Raw genomic sequence first — 23409 nt, 5'->3', positions numbered from 1 at the left:
GCCGTTTGCAACGCCGCTTCACTGCCCGACAATGGTGTCGAAACTCGCGGCGTCACTGTAGCCCGTCAATGTGCTCTTGTCTGAGGTTTTTCGTTGTGCCGGGACTGTTCGAGTGCCAAGTCCCTGCGCGCGGCCCGATAGGAGAACGCCGAATGGCCCACGTCGAAAAGCCTTGCAGGATCGGAACTCTCTGAGCTGCATCGTCAGCGAGGCCCTTCTGATGACGATTCCAGAATTGGTGACTAGCGAGACATGTTATGTCGACGGGAGTTGACGGACGAATCGCGTCTCGAGCGTCCCTTCGTTCGTTCATCCACCTTCCAGGGGCACGTTATGACCGCCAGAGCAGGTTTGATTTAAAGTCATTGACATCTAGTCAACGTAATGTTTACGCTGTGATTCAGCGCACGATGTGACCTGCTACATAACCGCCGCGTCCCGGTGTAGTCAGTGGAACCCGTAACGGCGGAGGTGCGCCGCGACAGAACTCGGACGGATATCACAAGGAGGCGGCTATGAGTGCCGACAAGAGACTCGCGCACATCGTTCTGCAGACCACCCAGCTTCCGGCAATGAAGGATTGGTACCTCGCGGTGCTCGACGCCGACCTGGTGTTCGAGAATCCGATGTTGGCGTTCCTGACCTTCGACGACGAGCACCATCGGCTCGCGATCGCGCAGATTCCCGGCCTGGTCGAGCGCACGCCGATGACGGTGGGATTGGCCCATTCCGCGTACACCTTCAACACGCTCGGTGACCTGCTCAACCAGTACGAGCAGCTGACGAAGCACGGCATCGAGCCGCAGGCGCCGGTGCAGCACGGTGTCACGACGTCGATCTATTACCGCGATCCGGACGGGAACATGGTGGAACTGCAGATCGACAACTTCGCCACCGCCGACGAGGCCACCGCGTACATGAACGCCGAGGAGTACACCACCGACCCGATCGGCCCGACTTTCGATCCGGAGGCGATGCTGGCGGCGCTCCGTGCGGGCACACCCGAAGCCGAGCTGATCACCAGGGCTTGGGCTGCGACAACCCCTCAACGCAATGTTCTCGAACTGATGATGTCCTGACCGGGACCGACTGAACAGGACTGAGCAATGCGACTTCTCAATGTGAACGGCCGGTTGGCGATCGAGCGTGACGGCAAGGCCATCGACGTCGAACGCGCCAGTCGCGGTGCCTTCGGCGCGGATCCGGCCGACATCTACCTCGACTGGGACAGGTTTCGTGTCTGGGAGGGCGAATACGGCGGCACCGACGGCGAGTCGTTCGATCCCGAGCAGCTGGGATCGCCGGTCACCACGCCGCGGCAGATCTTCGCCATCGGCCTGAACTACCGTGGGCACGCCGAAGAGAACGATATCGAGCTGCCGGACACTCCCATGGTGTTCACCAAGTTCGCTACCTCGATCACCGGGCCCAACACCACCGTGGTCATGCCGACCGCAGCGGTGGACTGGGAGGCCGAGCTCGTCGCGGTGGTCGGCCGCCGGGCCGAGCGGGTGGCGGCCGCCGACGCGTGGGACCACATCGCCGGATTGACCATCGGGCAGGATCTTTCGGAGCGCGTACTGCAGGTCAAGCCACCCGGACCTCAGCAGTTCAGTCTCGCCAAGTCCTTCCCCGGATTCGCGCCGATCGGCCCGGCGCTGGTGACCCCCGACGAATTCGACAACCCGGGCGACCTTGAAATCGGCTGCCGGATCGGTGCCGAGGTGATGCAGAAGTCGAGGACCGCCGATCTGATCTTCAGTGTGCCGGTCATTGTCGAGTATCTGTCGTCGATCCTGCCGCTACTGCCGGGTGATGTGATCTTCACCGGAACCCCGGACGGGGTGGGTTACGCCCGTACGCCGCAGCGCTTTCTGCGCGACGGCGAGGAACTGACCACCTGGATCGAGGGGATCGGGACGATGACGCAGCGTTTCGTCGCGAAGGCAGAATCGTGACCGACGAAATCCTGTGGACGCCGACACCGGCATCGATCACGAAGTCGCGATCCGGTCACTACCTGGACTGGCTCGAGGCGACCGGGCGCGGAAATTTCCCGGGCTATCCGGAGTTGTGGCGCTGGTCGGTGACGAACCTGCCCGACTTCTGGCGATCGATCTGGGACCACTTCGAGGTCATCGGCGACGGTGACCGGGACACCGCGCTGATCGGCACCGAGATGCCCGATGTGACGTGGTTTCCGGACGCGCGGTTGAACTACGCCGAGAACATGTTGCGCGGCCCCGGTGATCAGCCCGTGCTGGTCGCGCTGTCGCAGACCCGGGAACAGATCACCATGACTCGTGGGGAATTGCGGGACGCGGTGGCACGCACCGCCGCGGGATTGCGGAAACACGGTGTTTCGCAGAATGATCGGGTGGTCGGCTATCTGCCGAACATCCCCGAAACCCTGGTCGCGATGCTGGCCACGGTCAGTCTCGGTGCGATCTGGGCGGTCTGTGCCCCGGAGATGGGTACGCAGAGCGTGCTCGACCGGTTGCAGCAGCTCGACCCCACGGTGCTGTTGGTCGCCGACGGCTACCGGTACGGCGACAAGGTCATCGACCGGGCGGATGAGGTGGCAACCCTGCGAGCGGAACTCCCGACCGATATGACGGTGATCCACGTGCCCTACCTGGGCGGCTCTCCCGCACCGGACGGCACGATCGCGTGGCCGGATCTCCTCGCCGAGGCGGCCGAGCCGCACTACACCCGAGTGCCGTTCGATCACCCGCTGTGGGTGGTGTTCTCCTCCGGTACCACCGGTTTGCCGAAAGCGATCCTGCATTCGCACGGCGGGATCACGCTGGAGATGAACAAATCGCTGGGTCTGCACTCGGACGTGGGCCCCGAGGACAGGTACTTCGTGTTCACCACCACCAGCTGGGTGATGTGGAACATCCAGGTGTCGGCGCTGCTGCTCGGCTCGGCGATCGTGCTGTTCGACGGCAACCCCGCACATCCGGCACCGGACCGGCTGTGGCGGGTCGTCGCCGAACACGACGTCACAGTATTCGGGTGCGGTGCAGCGTTTCTCGCAGCCCAGCGTAAAGCACGTGTCCGACCCGGCGCCGAGTTCGATCTGTCGGTGCTGCGCGGCATGTTCGTCACCGGTTCACCACTGCCCACCGAGGGGTTCCACTGGGTGTACGAGGCGGTCAGCCCGGATGTCTTCCTGCAGTCCGCGAGCGGGGGCACCGACGTCTGCACCTGCTTCGTGGGCGGTACTCCGTTGCTGCCGGTGCGGGCGGGGGAGATCGCGGCGCCGCAGCTGGGCGTGCATGCCTGCGCGTTCGACGACACCGGTTCGCCGATTGTCGACGAGATGGGGGAACTGGTTGTCACCACGCCGATGCCCTCGATGCCGGTCGGGTTCTGGAACGACCCAGACAAGCGGCGGTACCGCGCCACCTATTTCGACCGGTACCCCGGAATCTGGCGCCATGGTGACTGGGTGGTGTTCAACTCGCGTGGCGGATGCGTGATCTCCGGCCGTTCCGACGGCACCTTGAACCGAGGTGGTGTCCGGTTGGGCACCAGCGAATTCTATTCGGTGCTCGAGGACATCCCCGAGATCGCCGACAGCCTCGTGGTCCATGTGGAGGACACCGCCGGCGGCATGGGCGATCTGGTGCTGTTCGTGGTGCCCACGACCGGCGCCGAGGTGGATGACGCGTTGCGCGGGCGGATCACCGGCGCGCTGCGGGACCGGCTCTCCCCGAGGCACGTCCCCGACCGCGTCATCGCAGCGCCCGCCATCCCGTACAACCTGACCAACAAGAAACTCGAGGTTCCGGTCAAACGGATCCTCCAAGGCGAATCCGTGGATCGGACCGTCTCGCCCGGAGCGCTGCGCAACCCCGAATCGATCGGCTTCTACGAGCAGCTCGCACAACGATTCCCCCGGCCCATCACCGCATGAGCCATCTCCCCGACGCAAGAAAGAAAGTAACGAACCATGTCTGAGATTCGAGTACCCGTCCTCATCGTCGGCGGTGGTGGGGCGGGGTTGACCTCATCGATCTTCCTGTCCTCACACGGCATCGACCACCTGCTGGTCGAACGGCACGAGGGAACCTCCGTCCTGCCCAAGGCGCACTACCTCAACCAACGATTCATGGAAATCATGCGGCAGCACAACGTCGCGGACGCCGTCTACGCCGGCGGTGCACCACTGGCACAGATGGGAAAGGTCGCGTGGTACACCTCGCTGAGCGGTGACGGCCCGCTCGACGCGAAGACCTTTGCCAAGATGGACGCTTTCGGCGGCGGAGAAACAACCGAACGGTACCTGAAAGACAGTCCGTGCCGATCGACGAACTTTCCGCAGCTCCGACTGGAACCGGTGTTGAAGCAGATCGCCGCCGATCGGGCGCCGGGCCGGGTGCTCTTCCACCACGAACTCACCGACGTGACCCAGGACGCCGACGGCGTGACCGCGACGATCCTCAATCGGACCACCGGCGACACAATGACGGTTCGCTCCGACTACCTCGTCGCCGCCGACGGCGGTAAGACGATCGGTGAGACGATCGGCGCGACCATGGTCGGCCCGAAAAATCTGATCGACATCGTCTCCACGCACTTCACGGCGGACCTGTCGCCGTGGTGGGACGACGAGGTACTCATCGCGCACTTCACCAATCCCGAGTCGGGCGCCTACCCCGCGGGCGGCAACCTGGTGCCGCTCGGCCCGACCTGGGGCAAGCACTCCGAGGAATGGCAGTTCCACTTCGCGTACCTGCCGACCGACGAGACGCACCTGAGCCCGGACTTCCTGGTTCCGAAGATCCGCGAGCTGCTCAAGGTCGGCGATCTCGACATCACGGTCAACAAGACCAGCCACTGGATGGTCGAGGGCAGTATCGCCAGCAAGTTCCAGGAAGGCAGAATCTTCCTCGTCGGCGATGCCGCCCACAAGCACCCACCGACCACCGGCCTGGGACTCAATACCTGCGTCCAGGACGCACACAACCTCGCCTGGAAGCTCGCGGCCGTCCTCAAGGGCCAGGCGGCACCCGAATTGTTGGACACCTATCAAGCCGAGCGCCTGCCGGTCGCCATGCGCGTCGTCGACTGGGCGTTGTTCAGCCTGCAGAACCACTTCGTCGTCGATGCCGGTATCGGCATGATGCCGATACCCCTCCCCCCGGAGATGCATCAGGCGATTCTCGGCGTCTTCTTCTCCGACACCCCGATGGGGGAATCGCGCCGGGCACGGTTCAACGAAGCGGTGGCGACCCAGCGAGTCGAATTCCAGGCCCACGATCTCGAGATCGGATACTCCTACCCCGTCGGCGCTGTGGTGGCGGACGGCTCGACCCCGCCGCCGACAGATCCGATGGGATCGATCTATCACCCCACCTCGCGTCCGGGACACCGCCTGCCGCACGCCTGGCTCGAACACGACGGACAGCGCCTCTCCACCCACGACATCGTCGGCGCTACCGGCGAGTTCACACTGATCACCGGTTCCGCTAATGCCGCATGGAAGGCGGTTGCGGCGGAGGCCTCCGAGAAGTTCGGCATCGGCATCCAGGTCGCGGCCATCGGATCGGACTACGCCGATGCAGACGGGCAATGGGCAGAGGTACGCGGAATCGGTGACGATGGCGCCATACTCGTCCGCCCGGACAACATCGTCGGCTGGCGCAGCGCCGATGCCACCGACGCCGCAGTGCACTCCTTCGTCGGCGCCGTCGGCACCATCCTCGGTCACTGACCTCGCCACCGCTGAACCGGGAACGGCCCACCGGGGTTCCGGTGGGCCGTTGACGAACAGGAGAAACACATGCCCACAGCCCACACCGTGCTGTCCTTCGTGCTCGCGGCGCTGATCGCGTTGATCGGAACACTCAAGGTCGTACAACACCCCAAGATGCTCGACAATGCCCACCACCTCGGGTATTCGGCACGCGCATTTCTGCTCATCGGGCTGCTCGAATGGGCCGCCGCGGTGGGACTGAGCGCCGGAGTGTTCTTCACCCCGCTCGGCATCGCGGCGGCGACCGGCCTGGTCGCGTTGATGATCGGCGGTGCCCTCGCGCACCTGCGAGCGAAAGACTCGGTCGTGGCCACCGCCCCCGCCGCCGTCTTCGGAGCGCTCGCCGTGGGCGTCATCGTTACCGCAGTCGCCGCTTGAACCTGCCCCTCCGGCCGAGCCGTGTGACTGTCACGCTGCAGGCGGCGGTAACAACCATGTGCGAGGGCGCGAGCATGGACAAAACCATGCACTCGACCTGAGTAGACGAGGGCAGTCATCCAAAGGACGACGGAGCTCGGCTCGGAGAACCGCCCCGTGTCGGCCGAGCCGGAGCCCGGAGCCCAGAGCCCTGGGGCTCTGCGCCCGGCAGCACAAGCGCTACGCCGATATCCCCAGACGCGCCGTGGGCTGACGGCCGAATCATTGCGCGGTCGCCGGTGGCTCAGCGCGGTCACCGGTGGCCGGGACCGGTAAACCCTGCGGAGCCACGAAATAGGAGAAGATCGATGCATCGCACACTTTTCGAAGCCGACCACGAGGCGTACCGGGAGACTGTGCGCGCGTTTCTCGCCCGTGAGATCGAACCCCACTACGAGGAATGGGAGTCCGAGCGGCTCATCGACCGGTCCACGTGGCTCGCGGCCGGAAAGTCCGGACTCGTCGGCTCGGTGTACCTGAGGAACACGATGGACAAGGGGTGCGTGACTACCGGTTCCGGTATGTCGTCGCGGAGGAAATCGCCCGTACCGGAGCCACCTCATTCGGATCGGGACTGTACTCCACCAGCATGGGCACCCCACCGCTGCTACCGCAGATCGGATTCCTCGCTCACGCGGCTACCTTGCGCGGCTTTGGCGAAGCCACTCAATGGTTGGTCGATCGGTTCGCCGGCCAGAGCCTGCCGCGCGGATGCACAAACTAATACCGACAACGGCACCTATGACAGGGCCCAGAACAATTCTGAGGAGAAATCATGAGAGCAGCAGTGGTGCACAGTTGGGGCGATGCCGAACAGCTCCGCGTGGAGACAGTTCCCGATCCCATTCCAGAGGACGGTGAGGTGCTGGTCGAGCTGCGTGCCAGCTCCTTGAACTGGCACGACGTCATCGTCCGCCAGACCGGACGAGGTTTCACGACACCGAGCATCCTGGGTATGGACGGGGCGGGGACCCGGCTCGACACCGGTGACGACACCATCATCTACCCCTGCATGAACTGGGGCAGCGACGAGACGGCACCGGCGAAGGACTTCTCCATCCTCGGCGACAGCACCGACGGCACGTATGCGGACTTGGTGTCCGTTCCCGTCGACAACCTTTTTCCCAAACCCGAGCACCTGTCCTGGGAGGAGGCCGCAGCCCTGCCCTGTGCAGGTCTGACCGCCTACCGTGCAATGTTCACGCGCGCCGACCTGAAGGAAGGTGAGACGGTGCTGGTCCTGGGGGCCGGGAGCGGAGTCTCCACGTTCGCGGTCACGTTCGGTGCCGCGGCCGGCGCTCACGTCCTGGTGACGTCGTCGAGTAACGACAAGATCGAGTCCGTCCGGGCGATCGGCGCCGAGCGCGGGTTCCTCTACACCGATCCGGACTGGGTCGAGCAGGTCGTCGAGGCCACCGGCGGGGGAGTCGACGTGGTGATCAGTGGGACCGGCGCCAACCTGGCCGAGGCCCTCGGGTGCCTCAAGCCCGGTGGCCGGATCGCCGTATTCGGCTCCAGCGCAGGCCGAACGGCGACATTCGAGGTGCCGATGCTTTACTTCGGGCAGTTCACCGTCCTGGGTACCACGCTGGGCAGCCCGACGGATTTCGGGCAGATGCTTCAATTCGTCGAGAAGCACCGCATTCGGCCGGTGATCGACTCGACGTGGGCTCTCGATGACGTCGTCGCAGCCCACCAGCATCTCGAGTCCCGCCGACACCTCGGCAAGATCGTGCTCGTGAACAAGGCCGGCTGAGTTCCCCTCGCCGGGCACTGTTCTGGACAGCGGATCGTCCGTCCAGCGGTTCGGAATGCGTCACCCCGTTCGGAGACTGGGGTGACGCCTCGGGCTCGCGCATCGCATGTGCCGACGGGAGGTGATTCCGAACGTGCGTGGTTTCTGAGCCCGAGCTCAACCTCAGGACGCCATCGGTCGCGGAGTGCCGCCGGTGCTGATAATCGGTCAACGGCCCAGCGACGATCTTCGAGGGTGCGGTCCGCAGACGCTGGCTCGCGCATGGGCGGAACAAGACCTTCCCCGTATCGGCTCCCAGCCGGCGTAAAGTTCGAGACCCGCGGGCAACCCCTGCCCTGAGACCGAATCGACAAACGCCGCCGCGACGCTCCGCGTGCCGATTCGGGCACGCGTCCCGCTCGACAGATGCGAATGCGCTGTCCGACAACGGACAACTCGGAGTTGTCCTGGCCGAACTTCGCCCGTCACACCGACACCCGACGATTGCTACTTCTGCATCAGGAACGTTGGCCCGGGTGGCAGCCCGGCCTCGGACGCGCACCGCGAGACGTCGACCAGCGCGATGATGGGCTGACCTGCCGTCACGAGAGGAACCGAATGAAGCATCGAGGGTCGACACCTTGGCGGGCAAGCGAGCTTCAGAAACGCGTCATCGACCGTTGCGTTCAGCTACACGGAGGTTATGGCTACATGATGGAGTACCCCATCGGCCGCGCCTACGTCGACACTCGCATTCAGACTATCTACGGCGGCACCACCGAGATCATGAAGGAAATCATCGGACGCGACATCGCAAGGTAGTTCTTCTCGCCCATCTAACGGGGCACGTCATGCCGCCCACACTTCGAATGAGGAGCGGCAACCACGAAACGCCCTGACGGGAGTTCCCCGATGGCGCTGGGTCGACGAAATTGCCATGAAGGCGGGCGCCGTCAAAAACGGGTATCCGATGTCGGTGACCTCAAGTCAATGACTTGCACTAGTCTAGAAGTGGACCACGATCAGAAAGGGACTCGCCGGCGGCGGTCGACCACTCGCCGTCGCAAGTGCCGGAAGGGAAGCGCCCGATGGCGTCAACAGCTGCCGCAGGCGCTCAAGTGCCTACGCGAAAGGCCCGTGCCGAAGAGACCCGCCGCAAACTCATCGTGACTGCCATCGAAAAATTCTCCGAACGCCATTACGACGAGGTGGCAGTAAGCGACATCGCCGAAGCCGCGGGTGTCGCGCACGGGTTGCTATTTCATTATTTCCAAAGCAAACGCGGGATCTATCTAGAGGCCATGCGTGCGGCCGCGCGAGACCTGGACAGTGCGCGCGAGGTGGAGCAGGGAATACCTCCAGGCGGGCAAGTTCGCCAGATGTTCGAGGCTCACTTCCGCTACCTGGCGCAACATCAGGGTCTCGCGCTTCGGTTAATACTGGGAGGCCGAGGCGCCGATCCCGAAGCTTGGGAGCTGTTTGAAGAGGACCGATGGCGATCCATCGACTGGGTATGCAACCTCATCGGCCTCGACCCGCAGCGACCAGCACTGCGGCTGATGCTCCGAGCTACCGTTGGCTGCGTGGACGAGGCAACCGCCAACTGGCTGGAAAGTGGTCAGCAGTTCGAAATCGAGCTGATGGCTGAGGCTCTCGTCGACCTTACCGTGGCCGGCCTTCGCGGCGCCGCCCGATTAGACGAATCCCTCGACGTCGAGAAAGCGGTCGCGCTACTCCAACAGCGGTAGCCCCTCCGGTACGGCTCTCAGCTCAGCGAAAACGGTAGCCGGGGAGGGTCGCCCGGGGTGCCATGAGGTTCGGTGAGAAGGATTTCGGCGCTGCCTTTTCCTGTTCCGACACCTGCCCTGAACAGCACATTCACCACCTCAAGAGCGTCGATAACCCGTGCTGGAAAACTATGTCGAGAAACCCCGCGTCTGGGTATTGTCGACAAATGCTGATCGGCTACGCACGCGTCTCCAGCGCAGACCAGAACCCCGACCATCAGGTCGATGCGCTGCGCCGTGCCGGGGTGGCCGCCGAGAACATCCACGTCGACCATGCCGGCGGAGCGAAAGCGTCACGACCCCAGCTCGATCTAGCGCTGGCGAGGCTACGCGAGGGCGACGTCCTGGTGATCACCCGGCTCGACCGGCCCGGGCGGTCGGTGCTGCACCTGGTCACCCTCGGCGCCGAGCTGCGGGAGCGCGGCATCGGGTTGAAGGTGCTCGAGCAGGGCATCGACACCTCTACCGCCGAGGGCCGCGGCCATGTTCGGGATGCTGTCGGTGCTGGCCGAGTTCCAGCGGGAGCTGATCGCGGCGAACACCCGCGACGGGCTCGCCGCCGCCCGAGCCCGTGGCCGCAAGGGCGGCCGGCCCTCAAAGCTCAGCCCGGACCAGATCGCACTCGCGCAACGCCTCTACGACGCAGGCGAGCACACCGTAGCCCAGATCGCGAACATGCTGAAAGTGCCGCGCACCACGATCTACGGGCATCTGAACACACGGCGGATGGACAGCGCACCCCTCGCACAGGAGAGTGCCGTGGTCGCCGATCAACCTGCCCGCACGCCTCGGACATGCCCGACCTGCGGGCACGAGCCAACCACCCGCGCCGAGGCGGCACACCAACGCGCCGACCTCGCGGTGACCTGGCTCCACCCCGATCCCCACCACCGGGGAACGGTCGTCAGCCGGCACCACTGTCGGCATTGCGAACCCGGGCAACCGGCATTCGACATCGCCTGCAGCGTCTGCGGCGACGGGCCCGTCCTCGCCGGCGCGCTCGCCGAGCAAGCCAAGAACGGCCACCTGAGCGAGCCGGTTCAACGATGGCTCACGGCAGCGGAATGGGCAGTCACCCCGGATCTCTTATGCCCGGGCCACGCCTATGCCGCGGACTGAACCCACTGGGCGATCACGCCGGCCTACCTGCTGCCGGCCGAGCCCGAACTGGTCGCCCACCGCGACCCATCCGAGGTCGCGACAACTGATGCGCGGCGTTGGTGTCGGTGGGGCGGGTTATGGTGGCTTCCGCGACGAGCAACAGGTCGCTGCACACTGACAAAGACCATGGATTTTCATGGTCCTGATCTGCGGAGTCTCCTCAGATCGGTTAGATGTGTGGCGACCTGTTTTTCAGTTTCGGTGGGCAGGTTCGTGTGGTGGCCCGGCGCGGTGGGGTGTTCGGCAAGTAGCCGGTCCTAGACCCCGCGCGGCAGGTTGGCCGACGGGGTGTCCCAGTGGGCATGATCGATGTCCGCGTAGAGACCGCCGAGGTGGTGCCTGGCCGCCGCCGCACCGCGGTGGAGAGCTTCGGACGCGATCGCGTCGAGGCGATCGAGGCGATGGGGCACGGCGGGACTCCCTCGAAGGTGCAGGTGAGACACCGCGATCCGACCCTTCCGGTGGGTGCGACTGTGCGGCAGTAGTCATGGCCCGGAACGGGTTGCCCAGATCAGATCAGGGGTGCGCCGGTATTTCCTGGCCACGCAGCCACGAGACGTTCCGTGCTGGCGTGCAGCTGGTTGAGTTCATCGACGACCAGGGCGCCAGGAACTCGACCGGCTGCTGCGTGGGGTCGGGAAAGCTCGCCGGCACGTCTGCCATCTCTTCCGTGGTCAGCTCGTTCCAGTTCTCCGGAAGATCGCCGAAGATCCCACCGGTGATCGTCGGCCCGTCCTTCGAGACCATGTAACTGATCACCAGTTCCCGGGGGTGCAGATCGTCCCGATCTGCGGGCTCGACACCAAGGACCAAATGCCCCCACACCCCCTTGTCTCAGGTGATGACCTCGGCGTCGACGGCTTTCTGCAGAAGCCAGTGACCCACGAGGCGATAACCGTCGTTGACCCGGCTGGGAGTGAGTCGGTCGAGCCGATCGGTGTGCAGTGTCAGCAACGCCATTCGGGGTCCTTACGCGATGAGGTGTCGGGCGAGGTGGTGGTATTGGCAAGGACTCACACGGCGTCTTCCACCTTTTGCCGGAGCCGGTCTGCCGTTTCGGCCCACTCGATGTGGTGGGGACTGTTCGGATAATCGGGTTCGTCCTCGACCTGGTCGCGCATTCGACCTGCCCATTCTTCCAGTGCGTCGGTCAGCACGAAGTACAGATGAGGCTCGGCCGGATCGTCGAGGTCGATCGTCAGGCTGTGCTTGCTCTGACTGTCCATCGCGGCGAGGACCGTAGTGAGCCGATCCCGGATCTGCGCCAATTCACCTGGCACGTCGACGGCCCTCAGTGGTTCGGTGCCGACCACGAAGGCGCCGACTCCCTGGCGGGTTTCGATCAGTCCTTCCTCGGCGAGACGTTGTTGCGCGGCGCGCACGGTGTTCAGGCTGCGGATGCCGTATTCGCCTTGCAGTTCGCTGATGCTGGGCAGTTTGGTACCGACTCTCCATTCACCAGAGGTGATGCGCTCGCGGAGCCGGTCGGCGAGCGCGTGGTACACAGCCATGCCCAACACCGTAACACTGTGTGTGATAACTACAGTTAAGTTGCGACAGGAGACCATGACCGGCGATCGACGGGGCCGGACCCTTCCGAGCGCTTCCGTCTGCGTAGCTCGCAGGTCACGGGCACAATCGGGGCTATGCGGCTGATCGCGCCCATGCTGGCCACGGCCGGCGTCGCACTCCCGGACGACACGGCGGAACGGCCGTGGAGTTTCGAGATGAAGTACGACGGGTGCCGAATGCTGGCCTCGGTGGGCGGCGGCCGCGAGCCGGTGCTGTGGACCCGCGCCATGAATGTGGTGACACCCTCGTATCCCGAGGTCGCCGAGGCCTTGACGGCGGCGTTCGGCGGCCGCGGGCGCATCGTTCTCGACGGGGAGGTTGTCGTACTTGATAAGGGCAAGCCCTCGTTCGGACTGCTCCAGCGGCGCATGGGGGTAGCCCACGCCACGAAGCCGCTGCAACGACGAATACCTGTGACATTTCTACCCTTTGACGTCCTGGTGCTCGACGATTTGGGCCTGATCAGCGCCTCGTACCTGGATCGGCGGGCGGAGCTGACCGGGCTGGATTCGATCATCCAGGACGTCGGCGGCCTGCCCATCACCGTCCCTCCGCACTGGGAGAAACAGAGCAGCACAATCATGCTCAATGCCGCGAAAAGTGCCGGTATGGAGGGGATCTTGGCCAAACGGTCGGCATCGATCTACCTTCCGGGCCAGCGGAGCCGATCCTGGATCAAGCACGCAATCCGCACGCGCAGTTCGGTTTTGGTGATCGGCTTCGTCGGCTCGAGCCGTTCGGTCGCGGTGCTGATCCTCGGAGCGTACGACGCCGAAGGACGTTTGCTCCAGGTGGGTTCGGTCTCCTCCGGACTCACGGTGTCGATGCGCCGACAGCTGCGCGAGGACTTCCGGCCGCTGGAACGCCCTAGCAGCCCTCTCGCGGACCCGTCAGCGGCCGCGGAGATCTTCCCTGGGGTTCAGTGGCTGACTCCTCGGCTGGTCGTGGACGTCGCCTACAGGGCGTCTGGTCCAGGTGGGCTCCGGCACCCCTCTCTGAAGGGCCGGCGCTTCGACGTCGATGATCGCTCGGTTCGGGTGGAGGACCTGTAGACCGGCCAGAGGAAAGCCGCCGACACCTTCCCCGGCGTCAGCGGCCTCCTCATCCCCTACGCCTGGAACGCTACGCACTGTAGGTCTTACCCGGTTCGGGGGTGACAGTGACGCCATATCGCCTCTCGGCAAGTGGTCGCTCGCAGCGACTTTTCTGGTGTGGTACCCGGGGTATGAGCGCCACCGTCGCCCTCTTCAACATGGGCCGAGCTGGTGGTATTCCGGCGGGGCCCCTGCCGCTTCCGAAGGTTCAGCTGCTCACGGGGCCTGTCAATGATTGATGACGCCGTAAGCAAGGGGATTCGGTGTATGCAGCGGGTCCGGCTTACCGATGAGAGGGTGATCGGTGAGTGGCTCACCGAGGATGGCCAGGCCGCCGCGGTGCAGGGTCAGTCCGGTGATCGACGCCACCAGCACAACGGTCTTGTCGTGGACCAGAAGCATGATTTTCGAGGCAGCGACGTGATCTGCCCGGAACTTCCAGATCCCCCGGCCCCGCTCCCACAGTTCCTGCGGTGTGAGACCTGGGCCGTAACCGGTATGTGTTCGGCCGAGAGGGTCGTCGGGTTCGGCGGGTGAGGATGCGGTGAGCGTGACCCGTAGGGCCGCTGAACGCGGGGGAAGCTGCTTCGGCCGGAACCGCCGCAGCTCGGACGACGCTCCTCTCTCACGGTCGCGGGGGAGGTGAGCGAAGCTGGGGTAGTGCCGATTCGCGAGGTTGACCGGAGGCAGCTCACCGGTCGCCGTGAACCGCTGTTGCTCGCAGAATTGCACGCGCCGCTCGATATCGTCGTCTAGGGATGCGTCGACAATGCCGAAGCCGAGCTTCTTCAGCGCCCATCCGATCTGGGAGGAATGCTCGCCGGGAAGATACCGGTCATGAAAGCCTCCGGCATCGTCCGGCACAGCCGAGTGCATCTCCTGCCGGCAACTCTGCGGCAGCGCGTCGAGGATGCGCAGCATGCACGCGCCGAGCAACCTCGATGCCGGGTAGCTCAACAGGGGACGATGCTCGACGGCCGCGATAGCGACGTACAGGCTCACCATCCGCACGAAGTACGCCTCCACCAGCGGGAAGATCTCTGCCCACCACTCGACGGTGTCGGCCGCTCTGCCGCAGAAGAGGGCGTAGTGCGGGCTGTCATCGAGGATGCGGACCGCGGCCGCGGCCGAGTCCTCATGCGCGTCGAGGATCAGCCGCGTGTGCTCTGTGATCTCGCACTTGTCGCACGGGTGGGCGAGCACACGAAAGGTGGTTTCGCTGGGCCTGAGGCTGCGGTGGCCGCAACTGTGCACGATGCAACCGGGAGCGACGCAGTACAGGCATGCGTTGATATCTCCCTTCTTCCACGTTGCGGGTGATCGCCGTTGCAACGGCGTTTCTTGCCACTCGTGGCCCACGGGGCATCGCCACCACAGCATCTTCTGCGACGAGTTCGGGATCGCATCGAGGTCGACCCCGGCATTGCGGGCTCGGTGTAGTTGCTGAAACAGTTCTGGGTGCTCGTCTTTGAAACGCATACCCCCCCTTGGGTCTTAAGCGGTATAGCTACTCACTCTTGTATCAACTGCGCGGAAATGTAGTTGGCGCAACCCCCTCGACTGTGGTGGAGGTGGTAGCCGGGTCGATGGGCGCCAGAAAGCCGCCGGGACGGGATGTCTCAACGAGCAAAGGTGAGCGGGGCGTCAGTGGGCGTCGTGGAAGGCCTGCTCGATCTCGGCGGGGATACGACCGCGGGAAGCTAGTTCGTAGCCCTGCTCAATCGCCCATTCGCGGATCTTCTTCGCCTCTCCCGATGCGCGCTTTGCGGCAGGCGGATTGACCGGTCGGTCCGCGCGGTGTTTGCGGCCGCCGACCCGGGTGGAGTGGGCGATGTAGTACTCGAAGGTTTCGCGGAGTTCCTTCGCGTGCTCGTCCTTCAAGTCGATCACGTACTCGACGCCGTCGACCGCGTAGTGGATGCTCTCGCCGTCCTCACCGAAGACGGTGCCGTCGATATCGTCAACCATCTCTACTACGACCTTGCGTGCCACAGATTCCACTCCTCGAATTCTTCGCTAGGGACCAGATGACAGTACTGGTAGTACCAGGAATCCCCGGCGGATCCAGCAGGGCCTATCGGCGCCCCACCGCCTACGACTGCGGCTCGGCACCCAGGTGACGCGAGAGCAGTTCGTCCCACGCGCGCGTGGGCAGCCGGGTGGGGTCATAGACGTCCAGGGCCAGTGCAGCGTGGTGCGCGTCCGCGTGCAGGCCCCCGAGGTTGTGTAGGTCGGCTCGTGCGCCGGCGGTGAAGGCGGCTGCTGCGATGAGCGTCCGGTGGTCGGTCAACGTTCTCTCCGTTCGTTGTCTTCGATGGCCGCGCGGGTACCGCGGGCATCGGTGAGTTGGTCGCGTAATTCGTAAGTTCCTTGGCGGCCGCCCGCTGCTACGCCTGGTCAGATCAGTGGAGTCCCAGTATTTCCTGGCCAGGCGGCTACGAGACGTTCTGTGCTGGCGTGCAGCTGGTTGAGTTCGTCGACGACCAGGGCCAGGAATTCGCCGGGCTGCTGCGTGGGGTCGGGGAAGCTCGCCGGCACGTCTGTCGCTTCTTCCGTGGATCGGCGACGATCCCTCCGGTGATCGTCGGCCCGTCCTTCGAGACCATGTAACTGATCACGAGTTCCCGGGGACGTAGGTCGTCTTTATGCTCGGGTTCGACCCCGAGCATCAGGTGCCCCCACACCGCTTTGTCCCAGGTGATGATCTCGGCGTCGACGGCCTTCTGCAGAAGCCAATGTCCGGCGAGATGGTAGCCGTCGCTGACCTGGCTGGGGATGAGTCGGTCGAGTCGGTCGGTGTGCAGTGTCAGCAACGTCATTCGGGGTCCTTACGGGATGAGGTGTCGGGCGAGATGGTTGCATTGGCAAGGACTCACACTGCGTCTTCCACCTTTTGCCGGAGCCGGTCAGCCGTTTCGGCCCACTCGATGTGGTGGGGACTGTTCGGATGATCGGGTTCGTCCTCGACCCGTCGGCCGAGCCCGAACTGGCCGCCCACCGCGACCCATCCGAGGTCGCGATAACTGTTGCGCCGCGTTGGTGTCGGTGGGGCGGGTTATGGTGGCTTCCGCGACGAGCAACAGGTCGCTGCACACTGACAAAGACCATGGATCGTTCATGGCCCTGATCTGCGGAGTTTCCTCAGATCGGCGGGTTGTGTGGCGACCTGTTTTTCAGTTTCGGTTGGCAGGTTCGTGTGGTGGCCCGGCCGCGGTGCGGTGTTCGGCAAGTAGCCGGTCCCAGACCTCGCGCGGCAGGTTGGCCGGCGGGGTGTGGCAGTCGGCGTGATGGATGTCCGTGTAGAGACCGCCGAGGTGGTGCCTGGCCGCCGCCGCGCCGAGGTGGAGCGCTTTTCGGAAGAATATGCAGAATTACCAGTAGTTCGTCCTGTCTTGCATCAGCTGGGGCCGATCACCGCAGCTGCGTCGCCGACTTGGCCGCGCCCCGGAGTCGGTCGGCGGCCGAGCCGAGTCTGCGCCACGGGTTAGCGGGATTGGTGGTGAGCATCTGCTGTTGCGCCGATTCCGCCGATCAGGAGGTCCACTACTTGACTGGCCAGGTCGTGGACCTCCTTTTCGGTCTGTCCTTCGATCTTTCGGTACCAGACGTCGACGGCGTTGAGGTTGCTCAGCAGGGTTCGGGTGGCGAGTGCATCGTCAACGTTGCGTAGGGAGCCGTCCGCTATCCCCTCGGTGATGACGTGGTGGAACATGCGTTCGTAGTCACGTCTGAGTTCGTTGAGGGCGGCCAGCGCGTCACGCTGGCGGACTTTCAAGGCAGTTGATGCCTGATCGCGCACTCCTTGGTGGACCACGTGGTGGTATCCGAGATCGATCATCAGGTTCTCCACGTGAGCGACCGACATCGCCACCAGTCGCTGGCGTCCGGTCCCGGGTGCGCCCACGTACGGTTCGACCCGCTCCCGCACTCGGCGCATGCCGTCCTCGTACACCGCGAGAAAGATGTCGAACTTCGATCGGAAGTGGTAGTAGATCAGGCCCTTCGTGGCACCGACATCGTCTGCGATGTCATCGATGGTGGTGTTCGCGAACCCACGGAGCATGAAGGCGTCCGCCGCGGCATCGAGAATTCGCCCCTTGACGTCCGATTCCGGTTCGGCGCTCGCGCTCACGGTTCTCTCCAACTTCGTTCGGGTGGCGCGATCATCATGACACCGTTCCCGAGCGAGGCGCTGCGGGCGTCCTCCCGGGGATGCACCTCGTTCTCAGCATCGCGATGTCGCGCACGATTGACAGCTATTGTGACCCTCGTTACGATAATACTCGGTAGTATCCCTGGTGGAAGGCTTTTCCTTTATGAACATAAACTTTTCCGGCAAGGTCGCCATCGTGACGGGGGCCGGTGGCGGTCTCGGCCGTGCGCATGCCCTCGCACTCGCCGAACGCGGCGCGAAGGTCGTGGTCAACGACATGGGAGGGTCGGTCACCGGCGGCGGGGTAGATGACGGTCCGGCAGCGCGGGTGGTCACCGAGATCGAGCAGCGTGGCGGAGAGGCGTTCGCGCACCGCTGCGATGTCACCGACGTCGCCGACGTCGAGGACATGGTCCGCCAGGCGATCGCACGGTGGGGGCGGGTCGACATCTTGATCAACAACGCCGGCATCCTGCGCGACAAGTCGTTCGCCAAGGTTGACCTCGACGACTTCCGGAAGGTCCTCGACGTACACCTGATGGGCTCGGTGCACTGCACCAAGGCGGTCTGGCCGCACATGGCCGAGCAGGGATACGGCCGCATCCTGATGACGACGTCCGCGTCGGGCATCTACGGCAACTTCGGCCAATCCAACTACGGCGCCGCCAAGTCGGGAGTGGTCGGATTGATGAACGTCCTCTCGATCGAGGGTGCGCGCAAAGGCATTCGGGTCAACGCCCTCGCACCGACGGCCGCCACCCGGATGACCGAGGACCTCATCGACGACGAAGCGCTGGCAGCACTGACTCCGGAATCGATCTCACCCGGGGCGCTGTTCCTGGTCTCCGAGGACGCCCCGAGCAAAACGATCCTCGCTGCCGGTGCCGGTGTCTTCGCCGTGGCCCGGATGGAGGAATCGGCCGGGGTGTACCTGCCCGAGGAGGTCCGCTCCCCGGAGGTGATCGCCGAACGGTGGGCCGCGATCAGCGACATGTCCTCCTCGGTGGTCACCGACTCGGCGTTCGAGCAGACCGGACGCTACGTCGCCATCGCCGCCGGCGCGGACCTGAGCGCGGGAGTGGGCCGATGAGAGAAGCAGTGATCGTCTCTACCGCGCGCACGCCGATCGGTAAGGCATTCCGAGGGGCGTTCAACGACACGTCCGGCCCGCACCTGGCCGCGCACGCGATTACCGGGGCCTTGGCCAGGGCCGGAGTCGAGGGGGCCGAGGTCGAAGATGTCATCCTCGGCTGCGCAATGCCCGAAGGTGCCACCGGATTCAACGTCGCGCGCCAGGCTGTGCTGCGCGCGGACCTGCCGGTCACGGTGCCGGGAATGACCATCGACCGGCAATGCTCGTCCGGCCTGATGGCGATCGCCACCGCAGCCAAGCAGATCATCGTCGATGGCATGATGGTCACCATCGGCGGCGGGGTCGAATCGATTTCCCTGATCCAGAACGAGCACAAGAACCGGTACCGGGAAGCCGACGAGTGGCTGACGCAGAAACTTCCCGCCACCTACATGCCCATGCTCGAGACCGCCGAGATCGTCGCCGACCGTTACCGCATCGACCGCGACGCCCAGGACCGTTTCGCGCTGCTCTCACAACAGCGCACCGCCGCCGCGCAGGACCACGGCCTCTTTCACGAGGAGATCGTTCCCTTCGCCGGAACCCGAATCGTCGTGGACACCGAAACCGGTGAACCGCGATCGGTGGACTTCGTGCTCGACTCGGACGAAGGCAACCGCCCGTCGACCACGATCGAGGGACTGTCGGCGCTGCGCCCCGTCCTGCCCGACGGCACGGTCTCTGCGCAGTCATCGATCACTGCCGGAAATGCCTCGCAACTGTCCGACGGTGCCGCCGCCGTGGTGCTGATGGACGCGGCCGAAGTATCGCGCCGGGGTCTCTCGCCGCTCGGAACGTACCGAGGGATCGCGGTCGCCGGCTGCTCACCGGAGGAGATGGGCATCGGCCCAGTCTTCGCGATCCCGAAACTTCTTACTCAACACGGCCTTTCGGTCGACGACATCGACCTGTGGGAATTGAACGAGGCGTTCGCGTCTCAGACCCTGTACTGCCGCGACCTCCTCGGTCTCGACCCCGAGAAGGTCAATGTCAACGGCGGAGCGATCTCCATCGGCCACCCCTACGGGATGTCGGGCGCACGCATGGTCGGACACGCCCTCCTCGAAGGACGCCGCCGCAGGTCCCGCTACGTCGTGGTGACGATGTGCATCGGCGGCGGCATGGGCGCCGCCGGCCTGTTCGAAGTGCACTGAATCTCCCGCCCGGCACTGCACCGGGCCGCTCGGTCCGGTCCACCCCAAACCCTGTGCAACAACCCGAAGGAAATTACATGAGCATCGATTCTGTGCTCGCAGCAGCAGACGAGCTGCACAAGCGCGCCACCCGCAAGGCCGTGCTGCGGCTGCTGCCGGTGATGTGCGCGGTGTACTTCATGGCCTACATCGACCGCACCAACGTCGCTCTGGCCAAGACCCATCTGGAAGCCGACGTCGGCATCAGTGCCGCCGCATTCGGTCTCGGCGCCGGCATCTTCTTCATCAGCTACGCGTTCCTCGAAATCCCGAGCAACCTGATCATGTACCGGGTCGGACCGCGCAAATGGATCGCCCGGATCGCCATCACCTGGGGAACCCTGTCGGCGTTGATGATGTTTGTCCAGGGCGAGCAGTCCTTCTACCTCATGCGGTTCCTACTCGGAGCCGCCGAGGCCGGCCTGTATCCCGCACTGATGTACATGGTCACGGTGTGGTTCGCCCAGCACTACCGCGCCACCGTCGTCGGCTTCATCTACCTGGCACCGACCCTCGCGCTGGTGGTCGGCGGCCCCCTCGGCGGGGCCTTGATGGAGCTCGACAGCGCACTCGGACTGCATGGCTGGCAGTGGATGTTCCTCATCGAAGGCATCGTCACGGTGCTGGTCGGCGTCCTGGTCTGGTTCAAACTTCCGCAAGTGCCCAGCGAGGCAAAGTGGTTGTCCGCCGACGAAGCGCGCATCCTCACCGACCGCGCCGTCGGCGCCCACCCCGAAATCGAAACGAAGATACGCGGCAACCTCCGCAAGGCCTTCGGCCGCCCGTTCGTCATCGTCGTTGCGCTGATCTACTTCTTCAACCAGGTCACCAACGTCGGGATCGTCTTCAACATCCCGGCGATCATCGAAGACCTCGACGTCAGCGGATCGTTCATCATCGGACTCGTTTCCGGCAGCGCGGGCATCGGCGCGACCATCGGCGTGCTGCTGATCCCTCGCCTGTTCACCTGGTACAAGCGTGAGGCCAGCGCTGTCGGCATCCTCGCCGCCGCCACCCTGGTCACCTCCGTCGCCTTCATGCTGTCCTCGAGTGCGGCCGTCCGCATCGTCCTGATCGCAATCTCGATGATCTTCGTCTTCGGAACCCTGCCGCTGTTCTGGTCGATCGCCATGGCCCGCATGTCCGGCCTGATGGCCGCGGCCAGCCTGGCCTTCATCAACACCGTCGGCCTGATCGGCGGATTCGTCGGCCCCTACCTGTTCGGGCTCGCCGAAACCGCGACGAACAACCCCTCGGCCGGCTTCTACGTCGTCATCACCGCCTCGGCGATCGGAGTGGCTCTCGCCCCGGTGCTGGCCTACGCCATCAGGCGAGAGGACGCGGGAACCGCGCAACCCGTCTCCGCCCCGGTGTGCTCCCCCACCAGCACGCACTGACAACCCCATCTCGCCCAAGGATTCGCCACGATGCACGGATTGATGCAAGACAGACCCCTGAGCCTGCCGCTGTTAATGGACGGCATTGAGGGACGATTCAGCCACAAAACCGTTTCCACACAACACATCGGATTCCACACCACCGCGACCTACGGCGAGATCGGACAGCGGATTCGGCGGCTCGCCGGGGCACTCGATCACCTCCGGATCCCGCACAGTGCCCGAGTGGGCAGCTTCGGCTGGAACAGCCAGCGGCACCTCGAGCTCTACATGGCCGTGCCCTGCACCAACCGGATCCTGCACACCATCAACCACCGACTGTTCGCCGACGACATCGCCTACATCGTCAACGACGCCGAGGACGACGTCCTGTTCGTCGACCGCTCGATACTCGACGTCGTGTGGCCGCTGATCGACCGCTTCGACACCGTCCGGCACCTCATCGTCATGGACGACGGACCCGGGCCGCAGATCCCGAATGATCCCCGCGTGCACGACTACGAGGAACTGATCGCCGCTGCGCAACCCGTCGCCACATTCGACCTGCCGGACGAACGCACCGCCGCCGCCCTGTGCTACACCTCCGGGACCACTGGGCGTCCCAAAGGCGTGCTCTACGACCACCGCTCGATTGTGCTGCACGCCATGACCTTGCTGATGACCGACACCTTCGCCATCAGCGAATCGGATGTGGTCATGCCGATCGTCCCGATGTTCCACGTCAACGCCTGGGGACTGCCCTACGCGGCCATGATGTCGGGAGCTCGTCTGGCCCTGCCCGGCCGGGCGATGCAGCCCACGCAACTCGCCGAAACGATCGAAGCAGCCCGGGTCACCTTCGCGGCCGCGGTGTCCACCATCTGGCGCGGAGTGCTGCCGCACCTGCAGGGTAGGCAACTCCCCACCTTGCGCCGACTCGTCAGCGGCGGCGGCCCCCTGCCGGCAAGCCTGTCGCGGCAGTACGACGAACAGGTCGGGGTGCCCCTGAGCAGCTCCTGGGGAATGACGGAGACCAGCCCGCTGGTGTGCAGTTCGCGCATCCCCAGCGACCAGCCAGCGCTCGACACAACCGACCGCATCGACACCCTGTGCCTCCCCGGCCCCCCGGTACCCCTGACCGCACTGCGACTCCAGCACGAGGACGGCACCCTCGCCCCACACGACGGCGTCGCCTCCGGCGAACTGCAGGTCGCCGGACCCACCATCGCCGGCGACTACTACGGGCACACCGACGGATCAACCGCCTTCACCGACGACGGGTGGCTGCGCACCGGAGATGTCGCCACCATCGACCCCCGCGGATTCGTGCGGATCGTCGACCGCACCAAGGACCTCATCAAATCCGGCGGTGAATGGATCTCCTCCGTCGAACTCGAGAACGCGATCATGACCTCCCCGGAGATCTCCGAAGCAGCAGTGATCGGCACACCACACGACAAATGGGGCGAGCGCCCGCTCGCCTACGTCGTCCCCGTCGACGGCTCCAAGATCACCCCGGAATCGATCCGCACCCACCTGCACGGATTGATCGCCAACTGGTGGATCCCCGACGAGATCCTCATCCTCGACGAAATCCCCAAGACCCCAACCGGGAAGATATCCAAACTCGCACTGCGACAGCACATCACCGAACCCGCAACCTGACCAACATCGGGTGACGAGCCATGCGACGGTTGGGCCCATTCATCCCTGTGCACCTCGTTTGTGAGCGAACACGCCGTCCGGCTCAACTGGTCGAGCCGGACGGCGTATCTCAGATGGCGGGCCTACGTCTGCGATGTCAACGAGCGGACCCGGGCAAGCCGATCAGTGCGCGTGAGTTTCGGTCCATGCGCATCGGCCGATGCTACTCACCCGGTTACCGGCTCAGCCACGTATCCGGCGGCGGATGTGAACGCGCGCGCTCGACTTGCAATGGGATGCGGTCCGATGCGGCAGTCACATCGAGGCGAGGCACTAGGTACACCACACGGCCACCACCGCTCTGTTACACGGGAACGTGCT

23 protein-coding genes and 2 pseudogenes are annotated in these 23409 nt (G+C 64.8%); 15 read left to right on the top strand and 10 right to left on the bottom strand.

Features of this window, described 5'->3' with window-relative positions; translation table 11 throughout:
• The first annotated feature begins 515 nt into the window (after window positions 1-515).
• The 9 genes and pseudogenes from JQT59_RS07975 (at window position 516) to JQT59_RS07935 (ending at window position 9664) form a co-directional block, all read left to right on the top strand.
• On the top strand, window positions 516-1079 hold the full coding sequence (locus tag JQT59_RS07975; RefSeq protein ID WP_213575661.1) for a VOC family protein: 564 nt from the start codon (window positions 516-518) through the stop codon (window positions 1077-1079).
• Window positions 1080-1106: 27 nt separating this feature from the next.
• On the top strand, window positions 1107-1958 hold the full coding sequence (locus JQT59_RS07970) for a fumarylacetoacetate hydrolase family protein (protein ID WP_213575660.1): 852 nt from the start codon (window positions 1107-1109) through the stop codon (window positions 1956-1958).
• Complete coding sequence (locus JQT59_RS07965) at window positions 1955-3922, top strand: acetoacetate--CoA ligase (protein ID WP_213575659.1); 1968 nt, start codon at window positions 1955-1957, stop codon at window positions 3920-3922. Before JQT59_RS07970 ends, JQT59_RS07965 begins: the two co-directional genes overlap by 4 nt.
• A 36-nt stretch (window positions 3923-3958) precedes the next feature.
• On the top strand, window positions 3959-5722 hold the full coding sequence (locus tag JQT59_RS07960; RefSeq protein ID WP_213575658.1) for an FAD-dependent monooxygenase: 1764 nt from the start codon (window positions 3959-3961) through the stop codon (window positions 5720-5722).
• A gap of 69 nt (window positions 5723-5791) precedes the next feature.
• Window positions 5792-6142, top strand: coding sequence for a DoxX family protein (locus JQT59_RS07955; RefSeq protein ID WP_213575657.1), 351 nt, complete (start codon window positions 5792-5794; stop codon window positions 6140-6142).
• Window positions 6143-6489: 347 nt separating this feature from the next.
• Window positions 6490-6758 (top strand): annotated as a pseudogene (locus JQT59_RS07950) (acyl-CoA dehydrogenase family protein); the annotation flags it as partial.
• Between the two features lie 198 nt (window positions 6759-6956).
• The gene (locus tag JQT59_RS07945; protein WP_213575656.1) at window positions 6957-7937 is read left to right on the top strand and encodes a quinone oxidoreductase family protein; all 981 of its coding nucleotides are present in this window, start codon (window positions 6957-6959) and stop codon (window positions 7935-7937) included.
• A gap of 570 nt (window positions 7938-8507) precedes the next feature.
• Window positions 8508-8738: an acyl-CoA dehydrogenase family protein gene (locus JQT59_RS07940; protein ID WP_249354569.1), complete on the top strand. Its 231-nt coding sequence runs from the start codon at window positions 8508-8510 to the stop codon at window positions 8736-8738.
• A gap of 344 nt (window positions 8739-9082) precedes the next feature.
• Complete coding sequence (locus JQT59_RS07935) at window positions 9083-9664, top strand: TetR/AcrR family transcriptional regulator (RefSeq protein ID WP_213575655.1); 582 nt, start codon at window positions 9083-9085, stop codon at window positions 9662-9664.
• Window positions 9665-9681: 17 nt separating this feature from the next.
• Here the strand turns inward: JQT59_RS07935 and JQT59_RS07930 are convergent, their stop codons facing one another.
• Window positions 9682-9978 (bottom strand): hypothetical protein, encoded by a 297-nt coding sequence (locus JQT59_RS07930; protein ID WP_213578382.1) that lies wholly within the window; start codon window positions 9976-9978, stop codon window positions 9682-9684.
• Between JQT59_RS07930 and JQT59_RS07925 the strand changes: the two are divergent.
• Window positions 9871-10822, top strand: a pseudogene (locus JQT59_RS07925) (recombinase family protein). The gene JQT59_RS07930 and the pseudogene JQT59_RS07925 overlap by 108 nt on opposite strands.
• 299 nt (window positions 10823-11121) lie before the next feature.
• Here JQT59_RS07925 and JQT59_RS07920 read toward each other — a convergent pair.
• The 4 genes from JQT59_RS07920 to JQT59_RS07910 form a co-directional block, all read right to left on the bottom strand.
• Window positions 11122-11274: a hypothetical protein gene (locus JQT59_RS07920; RefSeq protein ID WP_213575654.1), complete on the bottom strand. Its 153-nt coding sequence runs from the start codon at window positions 11272-11274 to the stop codon at window positions 11122-11124.
• A gap of 106 nt (window positions 11275-11380) precedes the next feature.
• Complete coding sequence (locus JQT59_RS07915; RefSeq protein WP_213575653.1) at window positions 11381-11689, bottom strand: hypothetical protein; 309 nt, start codon at window positions 11687-11689, stop codon at window positions 11381-11383.
• A gap of 9 nt (window positions 11690-11698) precedes the next feature.
• Window positions 11699-11824: a hypothetical protein gene (locus tag JQT59_RS37655; RefSeq protein WP_283254052.1), complete on the bottom strand. Its 126-nt coding sequence runs from the start codon at window positions 11822-11824 to the stop codon at window positions 11699-11701.
• A 53-nt stretch (window positions 11825-11877) separates the two neighbouring features.
• On the bottom strand, window positions 11878-12375 hold the full coding sequence (locus tag JQT59_RS07910) for a winged helix-turn-helix domain-containing protein (protein WP_213575652.1): 498 nt from the start codon (window positions 12373-12375) through the stop codon (window positions 11878-11880).
• A 135-nt stretch (window positions 12376-12510) separates the two neighbouring features.
• On the opposite strand from JQT59_RS07910, the gene JQT59_RS07905 reads away from it, so the two are divergent.
• Entirely contained in the window at window positions 12511-13488 is a 978-nt protein-coding gene (locus JQT59_RS07905; RefSeq protein ID WP_213575651.1) for an ATP-dependent DNA ligase, read from the top strand.
• Window positions 13489-13758: 270 nt separating this feature from the next.
• On the opposite strand, the gene JQT59_RS07900 is transcribed toward JQT59_RS07905, so the two are convergent.
• From JQT59_RS07900 to JQT59_RS07880, 5 genes are all read right to left on the bottom strand, one after another.
• Entirely contained in the window at window positions 13759-15009 is a 1251-nt protein-coding gene (locus tag JQT59_RS07900; protein ID WP_213575650.1) for a zinc-ribbon domain-containing protein, read from the bottom strand.
• Window positions 15010-15174: 165 nt separating this feature from the next.
• Entirely contained in the window at window positions 15175-15522 is a 348-nt protein-coding gene (locus tag JQT59_RS07895; RefSeq protein WP_213575649.1) for a histone-like nucleoid-structuring protein Lsr2, read from the bottom strand.
• Between the two features lie 100 nt (window positions 15523-15622).
• Window positions 15623-15820, bottom strand: a complete 198-nt coding sequence (locus tag JQT59_RS07890) for a hypothetical protein (protein ID WP_213575648.1) — start codon at window positions 15818-15820, stop codon at window positions 15623-15625.
• A 145-nt stretch (window positions 15821-15965) separates the two neighbouring features.
• Window positions 15966-16349 carry a hypothetical protein gene (locus JQT59_RS07885; protein ID WP_213575647.1) on the bottom strand — a complete coding sequence of 128 codons (384 nt, stop codon included), beginning with the start codon at window positions 16347-16349 and terminating at the stop codon, window positions 15966-15968.
• Between the two features lie 665 nt (window positions 16350-17014).
• Window positions 17015-17662, bottom strand: a complete 648-nt coding sequence (locus tag JQT59_RS07880) for a TetR/AcrR family transcriptional regulator (protein ID WP_213575646.1) — start codon at window positions 17660-17662, stop codon at window positions 17015-17017.
• Window positions 17663-17846: 184 nt separating this feature from the next.
• Here JQT59_RS07880 and JQT59_RS07875 point away from each other — a divergent pair, with 184 nt between their 5' ends.
• The 4 genes from JQT59_RS07875 (at window position 17847) to JQT59_RS07860 (ending at window position 23049) form a co-directional block, all read left to right on the top strand.
• On the top strand, window positions 17847-18773 hold the full coding sequence (locus JQT59_RS07875) for an SDR family NAD(P)-dependent oxidoreductase (RefSeq protein ID WP_213575645.1): 927 nt from the start codon (window positions 17847-17849) through the stop codon (window positions 18771-18773).
• Window positions 18770-19969, top strand: a complete 1200-nt coding sequence (locus JQT59_RS07870) for an acetyl-CoA C-acyltransferase (protein ID WP_213575644.1) — start codon at window positions 18770-18772, stop codon at window positions 19967-19969. The genes JQT59_RS07875 and JQT59_RS07870 overlap by 4 nt, the downstream gene beginning before the upstream one ends.
• A 77-nt stretch (window positions 19970-20046) precedes the next feature.
• The gene (locus tag JQT59_RS07865; RefSeq protein WP_213575643.1) at window positions 20047-21405 is read left to right on the top strand and encodes an MFS transporter; all 1359 of its coding nucleotides are present in this window, start codon (window positions 20047-20049) and stop codon (window positions 21403-21405) included.
• A 42-nt stretch (window positions 21406-21447) separates the two neighbouring features.
• Entirely contained in the window at window positions 21448-23049 is a 1602-nt protein-coding gene (locus tag JQT59_RS07860; RefSeq protein WP_249354222.1) for a long-chain fatty acid--CoA ligase, read from the top strand.
• Window positions 23050-23409: the final 360 nt, after the last annotated feature.

The sequence above is a fragment of the Rhodococcus sp. USK13 genome (assembly GCF_018343855.1).
GTDB lineage: Bacteria > Actinomycetota > Actinomycetes > Mycobacteriales > Mycobacteriaceae > Rhodococcus_F > Rhodococcus_F oxybenzonivorans.
This window is presented reverse-complemented; position numbering and strand designations above follow the sequence as displayed.